Raw genomic sequence first — 26,287 nt, forward strand, 5'->3', positions numbered from 1 at the left:
AATAAAATTAGGGAGTTGCAGTTATAGTAACGGTAAAGCTATACTTTCCAGGCAATATTTTTTCACTATGACGCGCTTCCATATTAATTTTAATTGTTCCTAAAGAGTTGCCAGGAATATTGCTACCTGGTTTACCTGATTCAATATTAATATCAGGTAAACTCTCTTCAGTATCCATTGAAACTAATGTTGCAGTAGCTCTTGCAGATAAATTATCAGATAAAAACGTTGTTGCACCATTGCCACCACTCCGCACAGGTTCAGAAATAGTCAGAGTTGCATCCGCACTACAATCTATTTCAAGACTTGCAGGCGCCCCATCATCAACACTACTACTACTACTAAGGACTGTCCCATCTTGATTAATGCCTAATTGTCCATCTACACTATTGCTAAAAGTGCAATTAACAGGTACGTCTCCAGCTGCACTACCTTCATCAGCATTTACGCTCTTCGTAAAGATAGTGCAGTGTATAAGCATGAAGGCAAAACTTAACAGCAAGTAACGAATCATACCTTAACATCCATATTTATTCGGTCAAAATTGTAACGATTATAGGTTAACCTTACTTTCTAAGCTTTGGCTTGAGTATAATAACGGATTTTGGAATACAAACTACTTATGTGAGGCATCTGAATGTTTAACTTACTTTAACAAGTCATTCTTAAGTTTCTGTATTTGCTCGTATAAATAAAGCAATATTTATTGTTTTAGCAACTAAAAACTAGCTCATAAATATCACTTTAATTACAAATATCTTCAATTACTACGTAGTATAAATTTTCCATCAAAATCTGAAAACATTAATAATTAAAGAGTGGTGCAAGTACTGAGGCATCAAGCATATATATAGGTAAAAATATTTTATTGACTATAAATTACATTTCTCAAACCGTTACAGCTTTAGGAAACACCAATAAGTATGAAGCCTGTCTTAAACAACCATTTTTACGCTTTGAACAACTGTGAAGAAGCTGTCCTACATAGCAAAACAAATTTTATAAAGTTAAATAAAGCAAAACGTATTGTTTTTATTGATAATAATATTTCTGATAAGCAAAGCTTGATAGCGGGTGTCAAACCAGATATCGAAGTTGTGATACTTGATTCTACTTTAAATGGAGTAGAGCAAATTACTGAAAGTTTACAAGCTACACGATATAACTCGGTTCACATAGTTTCTCACGGTTTGCCAGGATGTTTGTATCTAGGAAAATCTCCTATGAGCTTAAGCACCCTAGATATTTACGCTAACCAGTTACAACAATGGTTTGAAAAGCAAGAATTAAATGAATTGCTTCTATATGGTTGTAACGTTGCCGCTGGTGATGCGGGGGAGGAGTTTATTGCTAAGTTACACCACTTAACAGGAGCTTCGGTTGGCGCCTCAGCAAACCGCACAGGAAGCAAAAGTTTAGGAGCAGACTGGAATCTTGAAATTACCGTTGGTGAGATTACACCTGTTTTGGCATTTAAGCCAGAAGTTTTAGAGAGTTACAGATTTGCTTTCCCTTATGCTAATGATGATTTTGCTAATCGAATTATTCTTTCTGGTGTTTCAGGTAGCAGCACTGGAAATAATCTAGGCGCCACAGCAGAAACAGGTGAACCTACACAGTCAGGGACAAACAACTCTATATGGTGGAGTTGGACGGCGCCATCAAGTGGTATAGTTTCTTTTAATACCAATACTAGTAAGTTTGATACTTACCTTTATGTTTACACAGGTAGTTCTGTCAGTAGTTTAACGTTACTTAAAAGTGATGATGATAATGGTGATGGCAATGCTAGTTTAGTAAGTTTTGAAGCTATAGCTGGAACTACATACCATATTGCAGTGGATGGATATAATAGCGCTACAGGTGATGTGACTTTAAACTATGCTTTTAGCCCTAATCTGACTCCAGGCTCAAATACTGCTCCTACTCTCACTGATACAAATGTTACTCTAAACACGATAAATGAGGATGCCAGCTTTCCTAGTGGAGCAGTTGGAACTCTGATTTCTTCATTAGTGAGCTTGGGTAGTAATGTTAATGACCCAGACAATGAAGCGGTTACTGGTGTTGCAATTACAGCAGCGAATGCTAGCAACGGCACTTGGTACTACAGTATTAATAACGGCGCTAATTGGAATATATTGGGCACAGTATCTAACAGTAGCGCTCGTCTTTTAGCAGCAGATGCTAATACCCGCATTTATTTTCGTCCCAATTCAAACTTTAACGGCACTATTAGTAATGCCATAACATTTCGTGCATGGGATCAAAGATTTGGTGCAAATGGCGATAGTATTGACACAAGCTCAAATGGTAGCTTCACAGCTTTTAGCAGTGCGACAGATACAGCTTCTATTACAGTTAATGCTGTTAACGATGCTCCTGTAATTACACCTAATCAAACCCTCGATCTAAGTAATAGAACACTTAGTAACGGTACGGTAGTAGGTACTATAATTGCTACCGATGCAGATGCAGGTAGTACATTATCTAATTGGGTTATCGTTGGAGGCAATACTGACCGCGATGGGGATGGTAGGCAAGCCTTTAGTATAAACAATACCACAGGACAAATAATCATTAACGACAGCGATGAACTAAATCCCCAAACTACCCCTAGCATTAATTTGCAAGTTAATGTAAGCGATGGTACAGCTACTAGTATCGCCGAAGTTGTGACAATCAAACTTGTACCAAATCCTCCAGGTAGCTTAGACAGCAGTTTTGGTACGGGAGGCAGAGTAACTGCTGGCTTTGGTAGTGGTACTGCATATGCCACTGCTATCCAAGCCGACGGTAAAATCGTTGTGGTAGGAGAAGCTTACAATGGCTCTAGTGACTTTGCTATAGCTCGTTATAATCCAAACGGTACTTTAGACACTAACTTTGGGAATGGTGGTAAAGTAACTACTGATCTTGCTGGCAGAACTGACAGAGGTTACAGTGTTGCTATTCAATCTGATGGCAAAATAGTGGTTGCAGGTATTACTTATAATGCCAGCAACACAACTGATATTGCAGTGATGCGCTATAACCCGAATGGAACACTGGACACTAACTTTGGAAATGGTGGTCGAGTAGTTACAGACTTTGATGGAAAAAGCGATTGGATACGTTCCATTGCAATTCAATCAGATGGCAAGATAGTTGTTGGTGGAAGTATTACTGTTAGTACTAGCCCTCTCAATTCAGATTTTGTTTTAGTACGTTACAACCCAAATGGAACATTAGATAGCAATTTTGGTAGTGGAGGTAGAGTTGTTACTTCTAATAGTAATGGTCAGGATTCTATTAGTAGCATTACCATTCAGCAAGACGGTAGGATTGTAGCGGCTGGTAATGTAATCAATTCTAGCGGTGGCTTTGACTTCATCTTGGCGCGCTATAACTCTAATGGAAGTTTAGATACAAGTTTTGGTAGCAGTGGCAAGGTAACAACAGACTTTTCTGGAAAAGACGACTTTGGTGACAGCGTATCGATTCAGTCAGATGGCAAGATAGTAGTGGCAGGTAGTACTGGGCAAATAGGCGTAAGTGGAGACTTTGCCCTAGCGCGTTATAACTCTAATGGTTCTCTGGACACTAATTTTGGGAATAGTGGCAGAGTCGTTACAGGAATTGGTAATGGCAACGATGCTGGTCAAAGTTTGGCGATTCTAGCAAATGGCAAAATAGTAGTATCTGGCTTTTCTGAAAGTCCAAGTGGTACTACTTATAATAATCGTGATTTTGCTGTAGCTGTATATAATCCAGATGGAACAGTAGATTCCAGCTTTGGTTCAGGTGGCAAGGTTATTACCCCAGTTGGTAACAGTTCTTCACAAAACACTAGTGTTGCGGTTCAGTCTGACGGAAAAATTGTAGTTGCAGGAAGTAGCAATGGAGATTTTACAGTCATACGTTATGAGGCGCCAATTGGTAGTACCTCCAATACAGGAAATACAGGAAATACAGCTCCTTCTTTAATCGATACCGTTGTTACTCTCAACCCTGTCAACAGAGATGCAGCATTACCATCTGGTACAGTTGGTACTTTAGTATCTTCATTTATTGGCATAGGTAGAAACGTTACTGACTCAAATACTGGCGCCGTTACGGGTATTGCAATTACCTCTGCTGACAGTACCAATGGCACTTGGTACTATAGCACTAATAATGGAACTAACTGGAATACTTTAGGTACAGTTTCCAGCACTAATGCTCGGTTATTAGGAGCAGATAGTAATACCCGTGTATACTTCCGACCAAACGCTGGTTACACTGGCAGCATTGGTAACGGAATTACTTTTCGTGCTTGGGATCAAACGAGTGGTGTAGCTGGAGGCATAGCTGATACGAGTGTTAATGGTGGTTCTACGGCTTTTAGTACTGCTACCGATACCGCAGCAATAACAGTTAATAACCCAACTCCTATAAATGATAACTTTGCTAATCAAATAACACTCGTTGGGACTTCAGGTAGTGTTACAGGTACTAATATTGGTGCTACAGCAGAAATAGGAGAAGCTACACAATCAGGAACAAATAACTCTGTATGGTGGAATTGGACGGCGCCAACTTCTGGTACAGTGACGTTTGATACGGTAGGAAGTAATTTTGACACATACCTGTCAGTTTATACAGGTACGAGTGTTAATAGTTTGACTTTAGTGAGTTTTAACGATGATAGCGGTGGTGTCAGTACAAGCCGTGTCAGCTTTAGTGCTACTGCCGGAACAGTTTACCGTATTGCTGTAGATGGATATAGTTCTTCGACGGGCAACATTTCCTTAAATTACTCTTTGAGTGACAGTACTACTACCACAGGTAATATTGCTCCGACATTAACAGACACGGTAGTCACTCTCAACCCTCTCAACGAAGATGCAGGCGCCCCTTCAGGAGCAGTCGGTACTTTAGTTTCCTCTATAGTTGATCTAGGTAGAAATGTCACCGACTCTAGAAGTGGAGCAGTAACAGGTATAGCGATTACTAGTATTAGCACCAGCAATGGTACATGGTGGTATAGCACCAACAACGGAGCGAACTGGCTTCAGATAGGTACACTGTCTAATAGTAATGCCCGTCTTTTAGCAGCAGATACTTTCACGCGCGTTTACTTTCAAGCAAATGCGAATTACAACGGTAGCATTAGTAACGCGATAACTTTCCGTGCTTGGAACCAAACCAGTGGTGTAAATGGCAGTGTTGCTGACACAACATTAAATGGAGGGTCTACAGCTTTTAGTAGCCTTGCTGATACTGCTTCAATAAATGTAAGTGCGGTTAATGATGCCCCTGTAATTTCACGTACTTATCCTCTAGGAATTCCGACTAACGCAACTAATGGCAAAATTATTGGGTCTTTAACTGCAACAGATATTGACTCAAGCAACCCTGTCTTTTCAAACTGGACAATTGCTAGCGGTAACATTGACCTTGATGGTGATGGAAATATGGCGTTTAGCATTAATCCAAATACGGGACAAATTGCTATTAACGACGTAGATGACCTTAACCCACGAGTTAACCCTACAGTAAATCTACAGGTAAATGTCAGCGATGGTATAGTTACCAGCGCTAATGAAAATGTTGTGATTAAGCTCGCGCTCAAATCTGGTGATTTAGACCCGAACTTTGGTATCAGTGGTATAGTCACCACACCTTATACTGCTTACCCCAGTAGCGTAGCGATTCAGTCTGACGGTAAAATTGTAGTTGCAGGTGGTTATACCAGTTTCGATGTCGCTCGTTACAACGTTGACGGCACTTTAGACACTAGTTTTGGTAATAGTGGCAGAGTTAATACTGATATTGGACTAGGAAGTGAAACAGGGTATAGTGTTACTCTTCAATTAGATGAGAAAATAATTATTGGTGGACGTGTATGGAATAGCGCCCAACCTAACTATCCAGATTTTGCTTTAGCCCGCTACAACGTTGACGGTAGCTTGGATAACAACTTTGGTAATGGAGGTAAAGTCATTACTAATTTTGGTGAAGATTTTGGTTATAACGTTTTGGTTCAGTCTGACGGCAAGATTATCTTAGCAGGGTTTATAGGTAATGGTAATCCAGATTATGTTTTAGTACGTTACAACGCTGATGGCAGCTTAGATACAACTTTTGGTAATAGTGGAAAAGTTAACGGCACAAATGGTTATGTAGCAGCGCTACAGTCAGATGGCAAAATTCTGGTTGGGGGAAGTGTACAAATTCCAAACGTTGCTGAATTTGATTTAGCTTTAGCGCGTTATAACAGTGATGGTAGCTTAGACACTAGTTTTGGTAATGGTGGCAGGTCTATTGTCTCGATAGGTGTTGGGGAAGAAATTAATAGTATTGCAATTCAAGCTGACGGTAAAATTGTTGTAGCTGGGCATGTATGGAAGTACGTTGGTAGCACTAGCTCAAATCAAGACGACCTTGCCCTCGCTCGTTTCAATACTGACGGTAGTTTAGATACTAGTTTTGGTTATGGTGGTAAAGTTATTACACCTTTAAGCACAACTAATGATGACCGTGCAAATGGTTTAACGATTCAGCCAAATGGCAAAATTGTTGTATCTGGCTATTTTGAAAGCGGCTCAAATCGTGAGCGCACTGCTGTTTTAGTCGCTTATAACCTAGATGGCACTTTAGATGGTAGTTTTGGTACAGCTGGTCAGGCTATCACTCCGATACTGGGTGTGTACAATGCGTCACGTGTCGTTACGACTCAAGAAGACGGTAATATTGTTCTTGTTGGTGAAGCGAGGACTTTACCTAGTTTTACAGTTGCACGTTACATTGGAACTTCCAACGATATATCTCCTATACCCACAAATACAGCCCCGACATTAACCGATACTGCAGTTACTCTCAGCACAGTTAATGATAACGCAGGTACGCCTTCTGGTGCAGTTGGCACTCTAGTATCATCGATAGTGAGTCTTAGCCGTAATGTTACTGACCCTAACAGTGGTGGGTTAACTGGTTTGGCAATTACCAACGCTAATACTACTAATGGTACATGGTGGTACAGCACTAATAACGGCACAATATGGAATGCTTTAGGTCAGGTATCGAGTACCAACGCGCTCCTTTTAGCAGCAGATACTTTCACGCGCGTTTACTTCCAACCAAATGGTATCTTTAGCGGTAACATCAACAACGCCATTACCTTCCGTGCTTGGGATCAGATGGGTGGTACAAATGGTGGTACTGCTGACACTACAATCAACGGTGGCGCCACTGCCTTTAGCAGCGCAACAGATACTGCTGCAATTTTAGTTAGAAATACTGGTCCTACTTATCACTTGCTAGCTAATGGCGATTTTATTCAGGACTGGTCAAATTCAAGTTTAATTACCACCGATGATAATTGGGATAATGTACCTAGTATCAGAGGATTCCGAGGCGATAATCTAGTTAACGGTGTAGGTATTAATCCACAAACAGTATTAGCTAATGGCTCTACGACTCCTATCGATGTGATTGCAAATCAAGCAAACCCTGCTACAAATACAAATAGTGGGATTGCAGAATTTTCTGGAACCATTGCTTTGCGAGGTTCATCAACTGCTACCGCTCCACATTTAGTAGTTTACTTAGATGCAACTGGTCGTCAGAATCTTCGACTGAACTTTATCCTAAAAGATATTGACACTTCAACCCGCGATGCTATTCAACCTATAGCAGTTCAATACCGTATTGGTAATACTGGTGATTTCATTAATCTTCCAGCAGCTTTTGTTCCCGATGCTTCAAACAACGCTCTGACTGATGCTTCTTTTGACGCGCGTGAAGTACGGTTGAGTGTTTTACTACCAACAGAAATTAATAATCAGTCCCAGGTACAACTCCGCTTCATCACTACCGATGCTTCGGGTGAAGATGAATGGATTGGTGTTGATGATATTAGGGTTTTAAGTACACCGATTAGTGCTAACCAATCACCTGTGGCAACGAATGACGTTTACCTAGTTGCAGAAAACTCTTCTTTCGTAACTTCTGCGGGCATAACAAGGCTGATTCTGGATAGCGATAGAGGTAACTATATTGGACAAAGCGATTATTACAGCTACACTTTAGCAAATGGTAACTTTAATGTTTCGCGTGCTTATCCAACAAGCAGTACTGCTGATAATGCTGTGCGAGTCAGTTTTACACCCCACACTATACCGTGGAATTATGCTACTCGTTGGGATATGTCATTTGCTGCCCCACTTAACGCACCACTTACAGCAGGCACGACGTACACAAGTGCAACACGTTTTCCATTTCAAACGAGTAATGCACCAGGTTTAGATGTAAGCGGCGATGGACGCGGCTACAATAATTTAAATGGTGAGTTTACTATCAACCAAATTATTTATGGTGTTGGTAGTGAAATTATTAGCTTAGATGCCAGCTTTCAAGAATATGGTGATGGCGACCCAATTAATGAAAGTTTAAAAGGTCGCATCCAATATCGTGCGACATCAGGTAATAATCTTCCAGGCGTACTAACTAATGATACTGATGGCGAGAAAACAATATTAAGGGCAACACTTGTATCTGGTCCTCAAAATGGTAACTTGGCATTTAATCCTGATGGTTCTTTTACTTATACCCCTAACGCTGGTTTCAAGGGTATTGATACCTTTACCTACAAATCCAATGATGGTATTACAGATTCAAATGCAGCAACAGTTACTTTAAAAGTTGGTGTAAGTGATGCTCCTATTATTAGCAGTGTACCCAGTTTTGCTGCTTCCTACACCGAAAATACTTCTGCTATTCCAGTCTTGGAATCTTATATAAGCATTAACGACTCAGATTCACCAAACTTTGATACAGGCAGATTGACTGTTACCATTAAGAATGGTGTTAGTCCTGATGACCGTCTTACTATTCGTAACGAAGGTAATGGCATCGCACAAATTAACCTTGATGGCAATATTATTAGATACGGTTCCATTCAAGTCGGCACATTCAGTGGTACTGGTACTCAAGGTTTAGTTGTTAATCTGAATGCGAATGCTACCCGCTTTGCTGTTGAAGCAATTTTACGCAACATTACTTTCTCAAACGTCTCTGATAATCCTTCTACTACGCCTCGTACAATCGAGTTTGTTTTAACTGATGGTGATGGTGGCGCCAGTTCCGCTGTAACTAGGACAATTAATGTCATCGCGACTAATGATTTACCTACTTCTAGTAATAAAACAGTTTCCTTTAACGAAGACATTCTCTATACATTCGGCGCCAATGATTTTCAATTCACTGATATTGACAACACTGACACTTTGCAACAAGTAAGAATCACTCAACTACCTACACTCGGTCAATTGTTCCTTGACATTAACAACGACAATCAAGCTGTCGGAGAAGCTATTACCCAAAACCAAATTATCTCAGTTGCTGACCTCGGCAAGCTAAAATTTAAACCAATTGAGAATGGCAATGGCGCCAATCATTCTAATTTCCAATTTCGAGTTGGTGATGGTAAAGGCTTCAGTAATTTGGCGTATACAATGACACTTGATGTTGCAGCCATTAACGATGCTCCGACTTTCTTGATTGGCGGAAACCAAATTGTCAATCCTGGCGCCGGAATACAAAACATTAATAATTGGGCAAGTAACTTTAATCCTGGCGCCGCGAATGAGTCAGGACAAAGTATTCAAAGTTACATTGTTGAAGTTATTAACAACTCCAACATTTTTAAAGTGGCGCCAACAATAACTCAAACAGGCACCCTTATTTACACACCTGTTGATACAATCGCAACTAGTACTACAGCACAAATTCGAGTGTCTGTGCAGGATAACGGTGGTACAGCAAATGGCGGTGTTGATACTTCTATACCTCAAATTTTTACAATCACTGTTAGCGGTGCGACAACAAACATGGTTAATGGTGGTGCAGTTGCTGATGCCATCGTGGGAACTGACAAGAGTGACCGCATTGCTGGATTAGCAGGCAATGACATAATTTACGGTGGATTAGGCAATGACCGAATTTTTGGTGATGCTGGGAATGATACGCTTTACGGTGATTTACTTGTACTACCTGCTTACGGTGCCAGTTTTAGTATGAACGACAATATCGGTGGTGGTTCTGGTGATGATTTGATATATGGTAACTGGGGTAATGACAAGCTTTATGGAGATGATGGGAATGACCGAATTTGGGGTGGTGATGGTGATGATGAAATTTGGGGTGGTTTAGGCAATGACATTTTGAATGGAGGAACTGGTAAAGACACTTTTGCTCTCGTCAGAAATCAGGGTGTAGATATTATTGAGGATTTCAAAGTTGGTGAGGATGTACTTGGCTGTGCAGGAGGTTTAAGATTCACTTCGTTGTCATTTATCCAACTTCAGGGCGACACTCTAATTCGCGATCGAGTTAACAATCAAGATGTAGCAGTTTTGAAAGGATTCACTGGAAGCCTCAATAGCAACAATTTCCGTACTTTGTAAAATGTATTAGGTGTCTTCGGATGGCTTCCGAAGGCACTCAAGACTTACGGGAGTGGGCGCCACGTCTTAATTTATTAGTTTTTAGACTGTGCTTCAATTTATTAAAGGCAAAGTCTTTAGGTTTATTTTTCTTTATTGCTACTTTGTAGTTCACTCTGATTTGGCTCTATTGCTTGGAATTGTTGATTTTCTAATTCTTGTATGTTGAGTTCAGCAAATGATTTTGAATTTTCATCAAGGGTAATTACTTTGCTGCCGACTGTTTTATCATTAACTAGTAATTTGTAATTGCCTTGTTGGAGCCTTTCTAGGTAATAAACTCCTGCAGTGTTGGTGACAGAAAATAATCTGACTTTGTTATCTGCTGAAACTGCTTCTACCCTGACACCACTTAGGGCTTTACCTTGGGTATCGGTGACGACTCCAGAAATTGTGTAAGCGCGCGTTAAAGGTAATAATATTGGTGTATATGAACCAGCAATAACATCTACTGCATAAGCATCTGTTTTTACTTGCCAATCTTCTGGAAAACCTGCCGGGTCTAAGTCTAAGCGGTAAGTACCTGGATTTAAGCGTACTAAAAGGCGGTCACTTTGAGTTGTAGGTTGGAATGATTTGATAACTCGATTGTTGATATTTAATAGTGTATCTGAATTTTCTGTGTAAAAAGCTTCTCCCGTATCATGTTTGCCATTATTGTTTTTGTCAAAGAACGCTTGAATTAACATCCCACCTTGAGTACGGAAGTTGTCGGTACGTCTTGCTTCTGGAGTAATACCGCGTTGTAACCCTAAGCTAGAAACCAAATCTAAGCTGAAACTAGCTTCGTCGGAAGTTACTGATATACCTTGATAACGCGCGCGTAGTAACATTCCAGGTAACACAGCAGTTGATAATGAGGCAATTAGACCACTGCCTTGAGAACCAAAACCATAACCTAATTGAGTTTCCCAAAGGTAGCTACCGTCAGTTGCTCGTTGTTCGGAACGGTATCGCCAGCCAAGTGAGAGTAAATTGTCATTACTATTTTGACTACGAGTTTCATAGCCCAATAGCAACGAGTTACCCAAATTCAAAAAGCTGCTGCCTCTAGATAAATTGAAGCTAAGTTCAGATAAAGTACCAATTTCGTTACCACGTTGGTTAAGTTCCAGTTGTCCAAGACGTTGTAACCAAGTCCAGCGCCAACGATTTTGTGTATCTACGCTAACGCGCGCAAAAGTAAAGGCATTTTTGCCACTAAAGTTGACTTGCACACCTCCTGCTGTAGCGTTGCGACTATCTGTACTAGCAAATAAACTCAAGCCAGATAATACTTGCCAATCTAAGTTGAAGCGATTTGCAAATCTATCGCGCGTGTAAGAAGCGCTTATATTACGGGTTGGGTTAAAGCGAACGTCAGCATTAATATCCCATTTATTACCACTAAGTGCAGAAACTGCTACCTGTAAAGGCAAATTTGAAGGACGGAAGAATACTTCTGCTAGTCCTCTCGCATTATCATCATAGATTCCACCAACTCCAACTGTGAGACTTTCTGATACACCCCATCTTTGAGCAATTCCACCTCGAAACTCTGAAAAACTACCTAATAAACTAGGATTTTCAAATTCGCGTCGCAAACCACCTGAGAAAACCAAAGCCGAGGCGCCTGCTGGTATTTGTCCTGGAACTACAGAATATGTTGCCTCTTGAACAATAGGTTGAGCAGTCAGGCGCCCTTCCGGGTAAAGTAAAACGCGGTAACTACTATTTAAAAATTGATTATCACTTTTAACATTTTCAAAGCGATAAATACCAGAAGAGTCAACTAAAACCTCACCAATAATACGTTCGCCAAACCCTTCAACTAATCGAACCAATGTACCAGGTTCCGTTCTACCAGTAATAGTGCGTCCAATTTGTGCTGACTGTAAACGCTGACGAGGGTCAACAAAACCACTAGCATAAAGTTGAGGTGGTACAAACCCGTTTCGTTGAATAAATGTAAAACCCCAATAATCATTTGTACTATTACTACGCCAGAAAGTAGGCTGCGAACCAAGAATATAATCGGTTTGATTCGTTGGTCGATAAAACTGAGCTTCAGCAATTCTCCAACTTGACGAATCTTGAAAATTAGGTTGGTCTGTACGCAGAAACCAACTACCACCAAATGCACTACCAACAGCTAGTAAATCTCCCCTGTAACCAGTTGCTGTGCTTTGAGTTCCACTAGCATTAAACCTTTGCTCAATTGCCCCAAGAGAAAATGTATCTGGAAAAATACGCGGTAAGCCTTCAAGTATAATCGGTGCTTCGGATTGTGCAAATCTACCACTAGATTTACTCTGCCAAGGCACATCTAACTCGATAGCGTACTCAATAACGTCAAATTTCGCCTTAATACCAAACAAACTATCCAAATCTTGAATTGAAAAAACCAATCCTAATTCGGGGTCAGTACGAAGCTTTTTCGGGTCGATACGAGTAACAAGACCAGGAGACCTGACTTCGATTTGACCATCTGGTAAATTTTGTAGCGAAAAGTTTAATCCTCGAACCACATCTTCAAAAGGAACCAACCAATCTCTAAAATTAACAGCCTGTGTACCATCTTCTTTTCCCCGTATCATCACGCTCGGATTAACATTACGCTTACCCAGACTTAAGCCAACCGGGAAAACACTGAAATTTTCTGATGGTGCCGTTGAGTTGGTGCTTATAGATGATTGTGAAAGTTCATTGATTTGGTTGGGTGAATTATCAGTTTTACTTTTAATCTGAAATTCCGACTGAGAATAATTTAGTAGTTTGGTTCTCAAATTGTTAATTCTACTTAGTCGATTAGTTGAAGATACTTCTTGAGCCTGAAGTCTATTTTGACGTAACCGTTGCTGAAGAACTTGCATACTTTTTTCTCGTAAGCGTTCCCAATCAATAATTTGAGGAGGAGATTGAGTTAATGTATCTGCCGTTACTATTGCCGACTCTTCTTGGTTTCCTGCAAAAGGCTTATCAGTATTTTCACTAATTTCACCATTCGCAGCATTCGGAAGAAACAGATAGACAAAAGCTATGGTAGCTAGTAAATAGATTTTTTTAAAACTTGAATTAAGTTTAGGCAGCATAATTATTTAATTAATCTAAGTAGATATCGGTAATTTTCACTTTAGCTAAATATAAAAACCCCTATAAATATATAATTCCCATAAATTTCTAAAACCAAACATAAAAAAAGGCACAATGTGACATTGTGCCCTTATAAAGCGCATTGTAAAGACCGAATATATCCGGTCTTTACATTTAGGTATTTTTCATAAATTATTAGGACTTACGCAAGTGGCACATAATAACGTAGGGTGCGTGACGCCACAAAAAAACATCAACGTAGTTATAAGACTTGTAGCGTCACGCACTGACTCCTGATTGTGACTTTACCTTCTTCCTGTAGCAGCTTGAGCAGGTACAGTCAAATTTATATTAAACCGCTGATTTTTTTTGTCCTTATCTTCACCCCATATCAACTCACCAGTTAGCTGATAAGTCCCAGGAGAAAGAGCAAGCTCATCTTTCTTTGATTGATTTAATACAATATTGCGCTCACTATCTGGAACAATGCCCATTGATGCGATTTCCCCAGTCTTAACAACAGTTGCACCTTGTTTAATAGTCCATTTAATTGTTGGATAAGCAGATGCTTTGCCAATATTGCGTACTAGCAGTTGAATTAACTTGGCTCTACTATTCCACATAGCACTATCTACCGTTAAATTAGGACTTACATTACCTTTACGAACAAAGAAAGCAGTACCAACACGAGTAATAATTTTGGTAGTACCTCCTTTAGCATCACTAATAGATTGCTGCTTCAAGGGTTCTGTGAAAATCATTGCCCTATACTCACCATTTGGCAAATTAGGTGCCAAACGAGTGTTAAGGCGTACTCTTCTAGTTGTTCCTGGTGGAACAACCAGCTCACGTGGTGAAAATTGTAAATATGGTCTTAAGTCAGTAGGACTAGAAGATAATTGTTGGAAACCTGAATCTCGATGATATGTAAATGATTCAGCGTAAACGCGCGCACGAAAAGTTTCGCTACTAGTATTTGTGATATTAATTACACCCTGAGCTTGACCACGATTATTTTGTACCTCAATTTTCATTGGTGATAGGTTTACTTGTGCTTGAGTTGCTCTAGCCGAAAGTAAAGTCCCAGATAATGCCAAAGCTCCCAGATGGAGAACTGTATAAACAGATGAAGAAAAAACTCTGGTCTTTTCAGTAAAAAATAACATTGACAATTCAACTCTCCAAATACATTTTTTTAATTACCTTCTTTTAAGCAAAATAACTTATACAAGCATTAATCATGCTTAAACCAAAAGTAAATGCCTCATTACTAGTTAATGATGATTAAGTTATAGCAATATTTACTGTAAATAATATCCGTATAATCTGCCTTTATAATGACTTTTAATCAAGTAATAATCTCCCATACTTTGAGGGCATGGGAGTATTACAAAGCCTTAACTAAGTAAGGTAATGGCTATTAATCGATTATTGACACATTAGCTGCCAGGGGTAGCAGTAACAGTAACTTCATAAGTGTAAGTATCAGGAGCAAGTTCAGTGGCAGGTGCTGCGACAGTTGCTGTCATGTTAATGGATGCGTCTCCAGTGTCAGCTGCTGTCAGAGGAAGAGATTTCGGACCGTCACCAGCAGGGGCAGCAGGAGAAGCAACTGTTTTACTATTGATTGTTAGTACTGCTTTAGCTGTAGTATCAGTAGCACCAGCAGTTTTCAATGGGTCGCTAATGCTCAAACTTCCACCTGCACACTTTACATTAACGTATGCAGGTGTACTTGTTGTTAGCTCGCTTTTGGCTGCATTTGCAATTAAGGTTCCGGTAGTTGTGTTAGTAGCAGTAGTGGGAACCTCAACGTCACAACTAGCGGTAACACCTCCAGTAAATATTACCTTTTCTGTTGTATCAGCCTTAGCGCTATTTACAAAACCAAAAGCACCAGCCAACATCAAAGTCGAAACAAATAAAACACGACGTAACATAGTAAATCTATCCTTCTCAAAGTGTTTGTGAAATTGAACGTCAAAATGAAAATTACAACAGCAGTATGAAAACCTTACTGAATAAAAACAGGTTTAACAGGTATTTGTAATATTTGAGTCGGTACGTGAACAGTGTCGCGTACAGAATCAGTTGATGGAAAATCTTCATATGTCAAGCTTGTTGACCAAATCCACCCTGTCGATGCCTGCATCTGTATAACGAATGTAACTACCAAAAAGCACAACATCCACAGAAATATTACGTAAAAAACGGAATGCGTTTTGCACTCCGTTGAAATACTACTTTGAAGTTAGTTGTGTGAAGGTTTAAGCAATATTTCTTGCTGTTTAACACAAGTTAGCGATGGCTGAAATCTTTGTGTTGCTTGGATTTTTAGAGATATGCTGCTTTTTTTATCTGGTTTAATGCTGTTAGAGATAAGTGTATTGTCTGGTTTATTCAGTGTATTTACTAGGGCGTTATTGTTAAAAGAATAATGTTGTTACTTTCAGGGTGAGATGATTGTTGCTGTACTGGCGCCTCTAGGTTGGTTGTGCCAGCAGGTGCGATGTAGTTGTTTGATGTGATTGTTGGGTGTCGCTGCGCTTTACCCAACCTACTGTTTTTACTGGTGGAGGCTATGAGGGTGTTGGCGCCTGATGGTGTTGAGGTTGTGATTATAGTGATGTTGGTGGAGATGTTGGAGTTTACTGTGAATGTTATGGGAATTTTGGAGTTTAGTGTTTTTGAGTTGTTTTTGTCGGTGGCGCCGATAGTGGGGGTATTGACTGTTACTTGTGTGGGAACTGTTCCGCTGAATTCTACTTCGATGCTTTCAGCTAGGACTGCTTGAGATGTGGCTGTTAATATCAAGCTGCTGGTTGCTAGGAGACGATGAAACATGAGTGAGTTGTTTTTCAGTATTTTCTCTGATGATATGATATTATCCGAGGAAATACTTAATAACTATATATATATTTAGTTTTTAGTTTCGTTGTGGGTCTTGCCTGTCGCTTGTATATAGCTACCTTTCGCATACTCGAAATGGGTAGGATTTTACTTTTAGGAAGCGTGAAAATCTTAAAGATGCTTCTAACAGGGCATGACATGAGTCAAGACTTTATTTATTTGTTTGCAGTTTAGGGGCAGGCAAGGTGCCTACCCGACATGAATTTTGGTTAAAAGATTTGTTCTAGTTTTCGGATGTCGCGCTGTACTTCGTCGAATAGTGATTTATTGTTGGGGTCTGTTTTTAGGGCTTTTTTCAAGTAAATTCTTGCTTTTAACCACTGCTTGTCATCTATTAACGCGCGTCCCCATACCTGATATGAAATTGCTTGCCATTGTTTTACTTCGGGGTCTTCGGGTAAGCGTTCGGCTAGTGCTTCTGCTAGAGCTATTGCTTGAGGAAAACGTCGTTCACGGATGAAGCGCTGTAATTGTTCGTATGTTTTCCACTTTAGGCGCTTTTCAATTTCAAGTACATTTGGTGGTTGGGATTGTTTTTGTTGTGGTTCTTGCTTGGAGGGTTGCTGTGGTGGCGCCTGTTGGGTTTTAGTTTTTGGAGTTGTTGGTACAGGTGTTTTTGTTGGAACTTGGCTTGACGAAGCTGGAGTTACTGGTGGTGCTACTACTTGTAAAAGAAACTTGTAAGCTTCTGTTAGCGCAATAAATTTTTCTTTCGCTTTATTGTCATTTGGATTGATATCAGGGTGATACTGCTGTGCGAGTTTGCGATACGAAGCTTTGATGTCGGAAAACGAGGCGCCCGACCTTAAACCTAATACGCGGTAGCAATCTACTACATCCATCTTTAAGTCAATCACAAGCATCAATAATAGTTTACATAACCTGAAGCAGTGCTAAGTGCTGAGTACTGAGTGCTGAGTATTTATACTTGACTCTTAACTCTTTACATATGCCTTTTGCAGGCACCATCTATTTCAGGGGAGTGTGTAAATACCTGTTAAGTACCTACATAATTAAGCTTAGAACCTGGAACTTCATTAAAAAAGACTATTTGCTTAATTTTATAGTTTAGTCTTGACAATTTCTTCGCCCCAGAAAAATGCTTTTCCGGAAACTTCGCACCCGCATTTACATAGCACTTATCAAGTATAAATGACTTTGACATCCGTATGAAAGCAAAATTACGCTACATATACTATAGCCTCAACCCCTTTCTTGAAAAGAGCAATCACTAAAATCGAGTATCTAATGTAATATTTATTACTAAATACAAGATTCCCGACTCTCTTAAAAAGTCGGGAATCTGGTTATAAGGTTAATTAAGGACGTTCTTCGATTACTTTGTCAATCAAGCCGTAGTCTTTAGCTTCTTGTGCGGACATGAAAAAGTCACGATCCATGTCTCTTTCAATTTTTTCTAATGGTTGTCCGGTATTGGAAGCGTAGATTCCATTGAGTTGATGGCGAATTCTGAGAATTTCGCGCGCTTCAATTTCAATATCGGTTGCTTGTCCGCGTGTACCACCACTTGGTTGGTGAATCATGATACGCGAATGTGGCAATGCTAAACGCTTACCTTTGGCGCCACCTGCAAGCAAGAATGAACCCATTGAAGCAGCTAAACCGACACAAATCGTTACAACATCAGATTTAATATGTTGCATTGTGTCATAAATCATCAACCCGGATGTTACCATCCCACCTGGAGAATTTATATATAAAGAAATATCTTTACCAGGGTCTTCCGAATCAAGATACAGCATTACTGCTACGATTTGGTTGGCAATTTCATCGTCAATATCGCGTGGTAAGAAAATAACGCGCTCACGATAAAGACGATTATAAATATCAACCCACTGTGTATATTGTTCCCCCGGCATCCGGTAAGGAACTTTTGGAACACCTATAGGCATTTTATGTAACTCCTGTATGAATAGTTATGAGTGCTGAGTGCTGAGTGCTGAGTGCTGAATGCTGAGTGCTGAGTGCTGAGTGCTGAGTAGGTGGATAGTTTTTAATATAAAACTTGTAACTATTAACTCTTAACTCAAATTCTATTTACTCAGCACTCAGCACTTTCTACTCAGCACTTATTAGAGGACGCTAGCAGGGATTGGGGGATTGGCAAGTTCTTCTTTCTCGAATACTCGGTCAATTAATCCATATTCCACAGCTTGGTGAGGTGTCATATAGAAAAGACGATCCATGTCCTTCTCGATTCTCTGCTTGGTTTGCCCTGTAGTAGTCGAGAGGATATCGACCATAGTGGCTTTGTTTGCCAGCACTTCTTTGGCACGAATTTGAATATCTGTGGCTTGACCTTGAGCATAGCTCTTGGGCTGGTGCAGTATAATCGTAGAGTGGGGCAACGAGGCACGACAGCCTTTTGTACCTGCACTGAGGAGCATAGCCGACATACCCATTGCTGAACCAATACAAATGGTATGGATAGGCGGTTTTATGTACTTCATTGTGTCATATATGGCAAAGGCTTCTGTTTCAAAGCCAACTGGTTCGCCACTATAACCAGAGGTGCCAGTCGAGTTGATGTAAATTTTAATTGGCTTTTCGGGGTCGTCTGATTGCAAGAACAGCAGTTCGGCAACTATAAGTTCCGTCACAGCAGGTACCAGCGGCATTCCGAGATAGACAATTCGCTCCTTCAACAAAAGAGACGGTAAATCTGGTGGCGGTGTGCGGTAAGAGTTATCGCCGTAATAAGGGGCTTGCACAGCCTTGATGGGGTAAGAATCCATAGCAACTGTTGCCTGAGATAATGCCGTTAACTGTAATACATCCTAACGCACGTCTCAGGTCAACAGGAGGTGTGGATTTCTCGATAATCTCGCTAATCTCTCGTTAATCTATATATAGTCCTTGGTTATTTAGTTTATTGTTGTTGGTTTTTTCAAAAAACAGAACTCTAGTACTGATATTTACTATTATTTACTAGTTACTAAGTATTAACCATTAACTGTTGACTATCAACCATTGGCTATAAAAGAAACCGGGTTTCTATACAAAATTGTTATTCATATTACAAGTTATCAACTCAGAAACCCGGTTTCTAAGTCTTGTTCTAACTTTTCCGTAGCAATTACACTGGCTACTGAAGTTAATTATAAACACGTGTCGCCGGGATAAAACGATTTATGAAGGTTAGCTTGCAGCCTGCTCTAAATGATGGCAACTTAGATGGGAGCCAGCCGAATAGTCAACGACAGTTGGCGATATCGATTTCAGCCGTTGCGGATAGTCTTAACCGCAATGTACCGTTGAATTTATGCCTAATTCTTGACCATAGTGGTTCGATGAGTGGGCGCCCGTTAGAAACTGTTAAAAAGGCGGCTTGCCGTATTGTTGACAGATTAAATCCTGGTGATCGCCTCAGCGTTGTTGTTTTTGACCACCGTGCCAAGGTTTTGGTATCCAACCAAACAGTAGAAGACCCAGAACGCATCAAACAACAAATTAATAAACTTTCTGCTGACGGGGGTACTGCCATTGATGAAGGTTTACAATTAGGTATCAAGGAACTAACCAAAGGTAACAAAGATTCGATATCGCAAGCCTTTTTGTTAACCGACGGTGAAAACGAACACGGTAGTAATAAGCGCTGTTTAGAATTTTCAAAGTTAGCTGCTAGCTACAATTTGACTTTGAATACTTTAGGTTTTGGCGATAACTGGAACCAAGATGTTCTCGAACAGATTGCTGATGCTGGTGGTGGCTCTTTATCTCACATTCAACAACCGGATGAAGCGGAAGCCAAATTTAGCCAGCTATTTACCCGCATTCAAACGGTGAGTTTAACAAATGCTTATTTGTTATTCTCGCTAGTTCCAAAAGTACGGTTAGCCGAACTTAAGCCTGTTGCACAAGTGGCGCCGGAAACAATCGAGCTACCCGTACAACAAGACCCTGATGGGCGAATATCTGTACGCATAGGCGATTTGATGCGTGATGTCGAACGGGTAATTTTAGCAAACTTGTATATTTCGCAACTGCCACTTGGTAGGCAACCAATCGCGCAACTACAAGTACGTTATGATGACCCAAGCCAAAATCTAACAGGAATACTATCAGAAATATTCTTCGTAGAGGCAAATGTAACAGGACAATATCAATCAGTAGTTGACGCGAACGTACAACAGCATGTTTTGGCACTAGCAAAATATCGACAAACCCAGCTTGCAGAAACAAAACTACAAATGGGTGATAGAGCAGGCGCCGCAACAATGTTACAAACCGCAGCAAAAACCGCTCTGCAAATGGGCGATATGAGTGCCGCAACAGTGTTACAAACTTCTGCCACCCAACTACAAGCAGGACAAGACCTATCAGAAGCTGACCGCAAAAAAACCAGGATTGTATCAAAAACCATATTACAAGATTCTTAATATTATGTAGAAACGTGATATATCACGTCTCTACATAATTTATATTTCAATGCGTAAATCCTAATCATGAAACCCATTAAAATTCATCATGCCGCAATCATCTGTTCAAACTATGAGCTATCCAAAAAATTCTACGTCGAAACCCTAGGCTTCAAAATTATTCAAGAAACATATCGGGCGCCGCGTAACTCCTATAAATTAGACTTACAAGTTGGAGAAAATCAAATAGAATTATTCTCATTCCCAAACCCACCACAACGAGTCAATAAACCCGAAGCATGTGGTTTAAGACATTTAGCATTCGAGGTTGAGAATATAGAAGAAACAGTTTCGTATTTACAATCTCAAGGTGTCGAAGTTGAAAGTATTAGAGTAGATGATATTACAGATAAAAAATATACCTTTTTCCAAGACCCCGACGGCTTGCCATTAGAAATATATGAAACGTAAAAGCTCGTTGTAAGCACTTCAGTGCTTCACAATATAAGCACTGAAGTGCTTACAACGAACGTAATTTAAAGACGTAATTTAAAGACGTAATTTAAAGACGTAATTTAAAGACGTAATTTAAAGACCTAATGTTCTACCAGGAAAACCCGCAACATCAAAGTAACGAGTTTTACCGACGGTTTGATATTTTAAAACAGTCTTCAACCCGTTCTCAGCAGGCTTCGATTCCATAGTAAAAGATTTGGCGCCCACTGTATCTGGTTGACCCACCAATGCCTCATTCATCACTCTTCCCGTTAATCTTCCCAAAGGTTTAAGCTGTAAATTTAAAACTTTAGCAATAGTACGTGGTACATCTGCATTACTTACAGGCGCAAAGTCTTTAAATCCTTTTTTAAAGTCAGGACCAATGGCGCCCATCATATTGTAAGTGTCCGCGCGGCTAAAACTACCGTGCATTCCTTGCCCTTGTTGCAATTTTGTATCAGAAACTTCTGCACCACATGCTGTAGGAGTTCCGCATCCTGTATCAAACGAACGGAAGTTTATTAGCATTGAGGGTTTGGGTGTACGCGCGTTGCCTCTAAGCCCAATATTCTCTAATGATAATGTGCCAGGTATCTTGCCCAAATCATTATTGACGAAAACACCGCTAACATAATCCTGTTTGAACAGTGAAGTGACTATTTTTTGCGCTAAATCTTTTTGCAAAGCTTTATTTGGTAGATATACCAAATCTGAACCACCGTTTGCTGCCACAATCACATCAGGTTTATTTGGGTCTTTACCAAGAATATGATTTCGGGTATTTTGACCTTTAGTTGGGTCTACAGAAGCATTTTTTTTATCTGGGTCAAATAAAGGTAGTCCCAGATCCTTTGCTAAATCAATTGCTACAAAACCAGATGGTAAAAACCCTTTTGGAACATCAGGATAATTAAGAGTCGCTGCATAACTCGTTTTACTTTCTCTACTAATCGTCGAAAACCCGTGGTCGGCAGTAATAAATATATTTGTAGTCTCTTCTAATCCTAACTCTTTGAGGGCGCCTCGAATTTGCGCCAAGTTTTTATCTACATTTTGACGTGCTGCTTGAGATGTCGGACCATTAATACCTGGTACTAGCTTGTTAAGACTATCACCATGATTGTGCTGCGTACCGTCAGGGTCGCGCGACCAATACACCATTACAAAAGGCTTTTGGCGCTGTTGAAAAAGCGGTAAAATCACTTTAGTTGTTACATCAGCAAAATATTGCTGCTGAGTTACATTTGCACTTGTAGTTCCTGGGGTTTTATAATCACCGCTTTTCCCGTTCTCACCCCGTTCTGGTGTTTCTTTCGGTAAAGAGTTTTTATCGAGTAAGCTGATTACATCTTGATTCAGGGCAACACCTTCTTTTGTACCTGTATCATCATCAAAAATAATCGTTGGTTCACCTTGCTGTAAGGTAATGTCTTGAATCAGTACAGGCCCAATTTTACCAACTGCTGCCGTACTAAACCCTGCTTTACGCGCAGTGAAGAGTAAACTTTGCTCATTTAAGAAATTGGCGCCAAATTGTTTGTTAACTTCTTTGAGAACGACATTGTTCTCTAAGTACGGAACAAAGCTATTTTTAGCACTTTTAACTGGAGTATTAACTTTTATTGTATTGCTAAAGTCGCCAGTATCGCCAAGAAAATGCCCAGTTGCAATTGCAGAAGCATTTGAAGTAGTAAAAGTTGGAAATAAAGAATGACTGTTAAGAAAAGTTACGCCATCAGAACGAATCTCATTTAAATTTGGAGTATCGGTAGAATTTACCCAATCAGGACGCAAACCATCAGCAACGAAAATAATTGCATTATGCTGCTTGGCTTTTTGAGCTACTTGTTGATTACTTTGTTGAGGCTGTCGTGTACAAGCTATAGTTATAGTAACAACACAAAGCGCAAGGTAGATGAAACGCTGCAAATATTTACCAATTTTCATACTGTGGTAGATTATCAAATATCAAAATTGTATTACTTGAAATTCATTTTGGGATTATTGCAGGGTTAATTTATTAATAATACTTTCTTAATCTCATAATCGTCCTTGTAGCATTGCCCACCTTACTTGGTAGCTAAACTACACAGTACTTCTACTAATTTCTCAATATGAACATTCTCATGAGTTGCCATTAGTGTAATGCGAATGCGACTTGTAGGTACTGTAGGGGGACGAATGGCAGGAGCAAAAACACCAGCATCCTTTAACCGTTTGCCTGCTTTTAAAGCATCAGCAGCATTTGCTAGTTGGAAACATAATATAGGTGAAGATGAAGGTAATATTTTTAACTCAGGTAAATGCTTTTGTAACAATTCTCTCAAGTATTCTACGTTGTGCCATAGTTGCATCCTACGTTGTGGTTCACTACTTACTATTTCTATTGCTGTGAGTGCAGATGCTGTATCAGCAGGAGAAAGTGCGGTTGTGTAAATCCAACTCGGCGCCCGATTCCGAAGATAATCTATTAAAGTGGCACTTCCTGTAATATATCCTCCCAAACTACCCAAAGCTTTACTAAGAGTTCCCATTTGTATTAACTCTCTACCTGTACATCCAAAATGTTCAACGCATCCGGCGCCATTTTTGCCTAGCACACCAGTACCATGTGCTTCATCGACTAGCAGCATACAATTAAACTCTTCTGCTAAATCTAATAATTCGGGTAAAGGACATAAATCACCGTCCATACTAAAAACGCTATCGGTAATAATTAAACAGCGACGATAATTTTTGCGTTGGGAGTGGAGCTGGTTTTTTAAAACTTCAGTATTACAGTGCGGATACTCGGTAATATTTGCACCACTTAGAATTGCGCCATTTTTGAGACTGGAATGATTATATTGGTCAGATAATACCAAATCACGTTTACCAACTAATGCTGTAATGGCGCCAATATTGGCAAGATAACCGGAACTAAAAACAATAGCGTCTTGAGTTTGTTTGAGAGATGCTATTGCCCGTTCCAACTGTTGGTGTAATGACCGTTGTCCAGTAAGTAACCGTGAACCAGTAGAACCTGTGCCAAATTCTTTAACTGCGTTTACTGCTGCGGTAATTAAACGCTCATCACCTGCCAAACCTAAATAATCATTACTAGCAAAATTTATGCAGGACTCACCCTCCAAAACAACAACAGCGCCAGAGCCACCATTAATCGTTTGTGTTGAACGATACCAGTTAGCTTTTTTGATTGTTTGTAACGATTCATTTATCCAAGTGTATGCGGACATGGGGATATTGTAGAGGCGCGATACCGTAGGGGCGGGTTAACGAAAAATCCAAAACATCTTTAAGATACCTCTAAACCCGCCCTCTAAACCCGCCCCCAGATGTCCAAAATTTTAACAGGCGAAATTCAACCACAAAGAGATTTAGAGTTTTAAAGTAGAAAATATATCAAAAATATACAATTAGTTACGCTGCGAAAGTTCAATGAGTAGATGACCCACAATAATCATGAATTCAAAATTACTACACTTCTGTACTACTTAGATGCGCGATAGCTTGGCGTATCCAATCTTCTACAAAAGCATCTTTAGGAAGCCCAATATCTTCACTAACGAAGTGTAAAGCGTGACTTACCTCACCTGCTGTATAACCAAGCGCGAGTAATGTACTTTGTACTTCTTCAAGAATACTTGGCGCTGGACCATCGGTAGCAACGAAAAAACCAGCAGTTTTACGCCACTCAATGAGCTTGCTTTTTAGCTCTAAACAAATCCGTTCAGCCGTTTTCTTCCCAACTCCAGGCGCCTGAATAATTAATTGTACATTCGCTGTAACAATTGCTTGCACTAATTCCGGTACTTCGAGAGTATCGAGTAATGCAATAGCTAATGCGGCGCCAATACCACTTACACCTAACAAATGGCGAAATAAATCGCGTTCTGCTGGTGAACCGAAACCGTAAAGCAAAGGAACTTCTTCACGGACTTGGTAATGAGTAAAAATCTGAACACTCTCACCCGAACCTGGCAATTGTTTCGCCAGCTTTCCGGGAATTTGCAAGTCGTACCCCATATAATTCACTTCCAAAGTGAGAATATGGCGATTACCACTGCTTTGAATATTCGCAACGAGACCTTTAAGATAACTAATCATTCTACGAAACCAAAATGTTTCAAACCTTCAATAATTCCGCCTGCACAATCATTTGAAGCCAGGTAATGATAATCCGCGCGATTTTGACTGTACCACTCTAGTAATTCTGGTCGTGCATTTCCTACAAGAATTCCTCGTTCCTCTCCAGTCGCAAATAATGATATATCGTTACCTGAATCTCCACAAACAACCGTTTGTTCAGCTACAAAATTCCACTTTTGACGTAGAAATTGCACTGCCTGACCTTTATCGCTGTCGCGGGGCACAATGTCAAGGTCAATCCCACTACTATAGATTAACTTTATATTTAAAGCACATTTTTGTAACTTTGACTCAAGTTGCAGCAAAATTTTTTCTGATAGCTCCTCTTTCAAAAAGAAACTTACCTTAAATGGACGCTGTTCTGTTTCTGGTTGTGGAACTAACTCCGGAAATTGTGATGTCACTTCGATAACAGCTTCCTTATTCCACCCATGTGAAAGCTTCTGTGACCAAGATGCATCAGGGGTTTCGCTATCATCAAAATAGATTTCTGTTCCTACAGATACAACCAATGCATCAGGGTCTATTAAGTTTTTCTCTTCTTTGATCTCTCTATATAGTACGGGTGAACGACCAGTTGCATAAACAATTTTACTACCATAATTTTGTCTATGCTCAGTTAGCATTTGGTTCAATAGTACTAACTGGTCATCGGCGCCCACGAGGGTGTTATCAAGGTCAGTGACAAACAAAAAGGGTTTCATCGGAGTAAGGGGTAAGAAAAATTTGGGGTAGGCAGCAAATATTTGAATTACCCAATAGTTAATAGGTAAAACTCGTCCCAACAAGAGTTGAGTATTATTAGTAACTTGC

Annotated in this window: 16 protein-coding genes; 3 read left to right on the forward strand and 13 right to left on the reverse strand. The window is 40.0% G+C overall.

Going from position 1 to position 26,287, the window contains the following annotated elements:
* Nucleotides 1-7: 7 nt before the first annotated feature.
* Nucleotides 8-514, reverse strand: coding sequence for a hypothetical protein (locus DSM106972_RS16485; RefSeq protein ID WP_127081718.1), 507 nt, complete (start codon nucleotides 512-514; stop codon nucleotides 8-10).
* A 409-nt stretch (nucleotides 515-923) separates the two neighbouring features.
* Between DSM106972_RS16485 and DSM106972_RS16490 the strand changes: the two genes are divergently transcribed.
* The gene (locus DSM106972_RS16490; RefSeq protein WP_127081719.1) at nucleotides 924-10,427 is read left to right on the forward strand and encodes a delta-60 repeat-containing protein; all 9,504 of its coding nucleotides are present in this window, start codon (nucleotides 924-926) and stop codon (nucleotides 10,425-10,427) included.
* A 122-nt stretch (nucleotides 10,428-10,549) separates the two neighbouring features.
* Here DSM106972_RS16490 and DSM106972_RS16495 read toward each other — a convergent pair whose 3' ends face one another.
* The 8 genes from DSM106972_RS16495 to DSM106972_RS16525 form a co-directional block, all read right to left on the reverse strand.
* Nucleotides 10,550-13,537 carry a carboxypeptidase-like regulatory domain-containing protein gene (locus DSM106972_RS16495; protein WP_233787085.1) on the reverse strand — a complete coding sequence of 996 codons (2,988 nt, stop codon included), beginning with the start codon at nucleotides 13,535-13,537 and terminating at the stop codon, nucleotides 10,550-10,552.
* 306 nt (nucleotides 13,538-13,843) lie between these two features.
* Complete coding sequence (locus DSM106972_RS16500) at nucleotides 13,844-14,704, reverse strand: fimbrial biogenesis chaperone (protein WP_186538410.1); 861 nt, start codon at nucleotides 14,702-14,704, stop codon at nucleotides 13,844-13,846.
* A gap of 273 nt (nucleotides 14,705-14,977) precedes the next feature.
* Nucleotides 14,978-15,478 carry a hypothetical protein gene (locus tag DSM106972_RS16505; protein WP_127081720.1) on the reverse strand — a complete coding sequence of 167 codons (501 nt, stop codon included), beginning with the start codon at nucleotides 15,476-15,478 and terminating at the stop codon, nucleotides 14,978-14,980.
* A 74-nt stretch (nucleotides 15,479-15,552) separates the two neighbouring features.
* Nucleotides 15,553-15,690, reverse strand: a complete 138-nt coding sequence (locus tag DSM106972_RS51400; protein WP_158632831.1) for a hypothetical protein — start codon at nucleotides 15,688-15,690, stop codon at nucleotides 15,553-15,555.
* Nucleotides 15,691-15,950: 260 nt separating this feature from the next.
* Complete coding sequence (locus tag DSM106972_RS16510) at nucleotides 15,951-16,382, reverse strand: hypothetical protein (protein WP_127081721.1); 432 nt, start codon at nucleotides 16,380-16,382, stop codon at nucleotides 15,951-15,953.
* Between the two features lie 275 nt (nucleotides 16,383-16,657).
* Nucleotides 16,658-17,290 (reverse strand): J domain-containing protein, encoded by a 633-nt coding sequence (locus tag DSM106972_RS16515; protein ID WP_127081913.1) that lies wholly within the window; start codon nucleotides 17,288-17,290, stop codon nucleotides 16,658-16,660.
* Nucleotides 17,291-17,767: 477 nt separating this feature from the next.
* Nucleotides 17,768-18,361: an ATP-dependent Clp protease proteolytic subunit gene (locus DSM106972_RS16520; protein ID WP_127081722.1), complete on the reverse strand. Its 594-nt coding sequence runs from the start codon at nucleotides 18,359-18,361 to the stop codon at nucleotides 17,768-17,770.
* Between the two features lie 180 nt (nucleotides 18,362-18,541).
* Entirely contained in the window at nucleotides 18,542-19,204 is a 663-nt protein-coding gene (locus tag DSM106972_RS16525) for an ATP-dependent Clp protease proteolytic subunit (protein WP_127081723.1), read from the reverse strand.
* A 396-nt stretch (nucleotides 19,205-19,600) separates the two neighbouring features.
* On the opposite strand from DSM106972_RS16525, the gene DSM106972_RS16530 reads away from it, so the two are divergent.
* Together DSM106972_RS16530 and gloA2 are read left to right on the forward strand one after the other, a co-directional pair.
* Nucleotides 19,601-20,848: a vWA domain-containing protein gene (locus DSM106972_RS16530; RefSeq protein ID WP_127081724.1), complete on the forward strand. Its 1,248-nt coding sequence runs from the start codon at nucleotides 19,601-19,603 to the stop codon at nucleotides 20,846-20,848.
* A 66-nt stretch (nucleotides 20,849-20,914) separates the two neighbouring features.
* Entirely contained in the window at nucleotides 20,915-21,298 is a 384-nt protein-coding gene (gene gloA2 / locus DSM106972_RS16535; RefSeq protein ID WP_127081725.1) for an SMU1112c/YaeR family gloxylase I-like metalloprotein, read from the forward strand.
* 117 nt (nucleotides 21,299-21,415) lie between these two features.
* Here the strand turns inward: gloA2 and DSM106972_RS16540 are convergent, their stop codons facing one another.
* The 4 genes from DSM106972_RS16540 to DSM106972_RS16555 form a co-directional block, all read right to left on the reverse strand.
* Nucleotides 21,416-23,272, reverse strand: a complete 1,857-nt coding sequence (locus DSM106972_RS16540) for an alkaline phosphatase family protein (protein ID WP_127081726.1) — start codon at nucleotides 23,270-23,272, stop codon at nucleotides 21,416-21,418.
* 122 nt (nucleotides 23,273-23,394) lie between these two features.
* On the reverse strand, nucleotides 23,395-24,561 hold the full coding sequence (gene bioF, locus DSM106972_RS16545; protein WP_127081727.1) for an 8-amino-7-oxononanoate synthase: 1,167 nt from the start codon (nucleotides 24,559-24,561) through the stop codon (nucleotides 23,395-23,397).
* A 241-nt stretch (nucleotides 24,562-24,802) separates the two neighbouring features.
* Nucleotides 24,803-25,432 (reverse strand): Holliday junction branch migration protein RuvA, encoded by a 630-nt coding sequence (gene ruvA / locus DSM106972_RS16550; RefSeq protein WP_073621710.1) that lies wholly within the window; start codon nucleotides 25,430-25,432, stop codon nucleotides 24,803-24,805.
* Nucleotides 25,429-26,178 carry a sucrose-phosphate phosphatase gene (locus DSM106972_RS16555; protein ID WP_127081914.1) on the reverse strand — a complete coding sequence of 250 codons (750 nt, stop codon included), beginning with the start codon at nucleotides 26,176-26,178 and terminating at the stop codon, nucleotides 25,429-25,431. Before DSM106972_RS16555 ends, ruvA begins: the two co-directional genes overlap by 4 nt.
* Nucleotides 26,179-26,287 lie beyond the last annotated feature (109 nt).

It is taken from the genome of Dulcicalothrix desertica PCC 7102 (assembly GCF_003991905.1).
GTDB classification, from domain to species: Bacteria; Cyanobacteriota; Cyanobacteriia; order Cyanobacteriales; family Nostocaceae; genus Dulcicalothrix; species Dulcicalothrix desertica.

Excerpts from the sequence above, each read along its gene's own strand:
- DSM106972_RS16485 (WP_127081718.1), bottom strand. The coding sequence starts at position 514 with ATGATTCGTTACTTGCTGTTAAGTTTTGCCTTCATGCTTATACACTGC.
- DSM106972_RS16490 (WP_127081719.1), top strand. The coding sequence starts at position 924 with ATGAAGCCTGTCTTAAACAACCATTTTTACGCTTTGAACAACTGTGAA.
- DSM106972_RS16495 (WP_233787085.1), bottom strand. The coding sequence starts at position 13,537 with ATGCTGCCTAAACTTAATTCAAGTTTTAAAAAAATCTATTTACTAGCT.
- DSM106972_RS16500 (WP_186538410.1), bottom strand. The coding sequence starts at position 14,704 with ATGTTATTTTTTACTGAAAAGACCAGAGTTTTTTCTTCATCTGTTTAT.
- DSM106972_RS16505 (WP_127081720.1), bottom strand. The coding sequence starts at position 15,478 with ATGTTACGTCGTGTTTTATTTGTTTCGACTTTGATGTTGGCTGGTGCT.
- DSM106972_RS51400 (WP_158632831.1), bottom strand. The coding sequence starts at position 15,690 with ATGCAGGCATCGACAGGGTGGATTTGGTCAACAAGCTTGACATATGAA.
- DSM106972_RS16510 (WP_127081721.1), bottom strand. The coding sequence starts at position 16,382 with ATGTTTCATCGTCTCCTAGCAACCAGCAGCTTGATATTAACAGCCACA.
- DSM106972_RS16515 (WP_127081913.1), bottom strand. The coding sequence starts at position 17,290 with ATGGATGTAGTAGATTGCTACCGCGTATTAGGTTTAAGGTCGGGCGCC.
- DSM106972_RS16520 (WP_127081722.1), bottom strand. The coding sequence starts at position 18,361 with ATGCCTATAGGTGTTCCAAAAGTTCCTTACCGGATGCCGGGGGAACAA.
- DSM106972_RS16525 (WP_127081723.1), bottom strand. The coding sequence starts at position 19,204 with ATGGATTCTTACCCCATCAAGGCTGTGCAAGCCCCTTATTACGGCGAT.
- DSM106972_RS16530 (WP_127081724.1), top strand. The coding sequence starts at position 19,601 with ATGAAGGTTAGCTTGCAGCCTGCTCTAAATGATGGCAACTTAGATGGG.
- gloA2 (WP_127081725.1), top strand. The coding sequence starts at position 20,915 with ATGAAACCCATTAAAATTCATCATGCCGCAATCATCTGTTCAAACTAT.
- DSM106972_RS16540 (WP_127081726.1), bottom strand. The coding sequence starts at position 23,272 with ATGAAAATTGGTAAATATTTGCAGCGTTTCATCTACCTTGCGCTTTGT.
- bioF (WP_127081727.1), bottom strand. The coding sequence starts at position 24,561 with ATGTCCGCATACACTTGGATAAATGAATCGTTACAAACAATCAAAAAA.
- ruvA (WP_073621710.1), bottom strand. The coding sequence starts at position 25,432 with ATGATTAGTTATCTTAAAGGTCTCGTTGCGAATATTCAAAGCAGTGGT.
- DSM106972_RS16555 (WP_127081914.1), bottom strand. The coding sequence starts at position 26,178 with ATGAAACCCTTTTTGTTTGTCACTGACCTTGATAACACCCTCGTGGGC.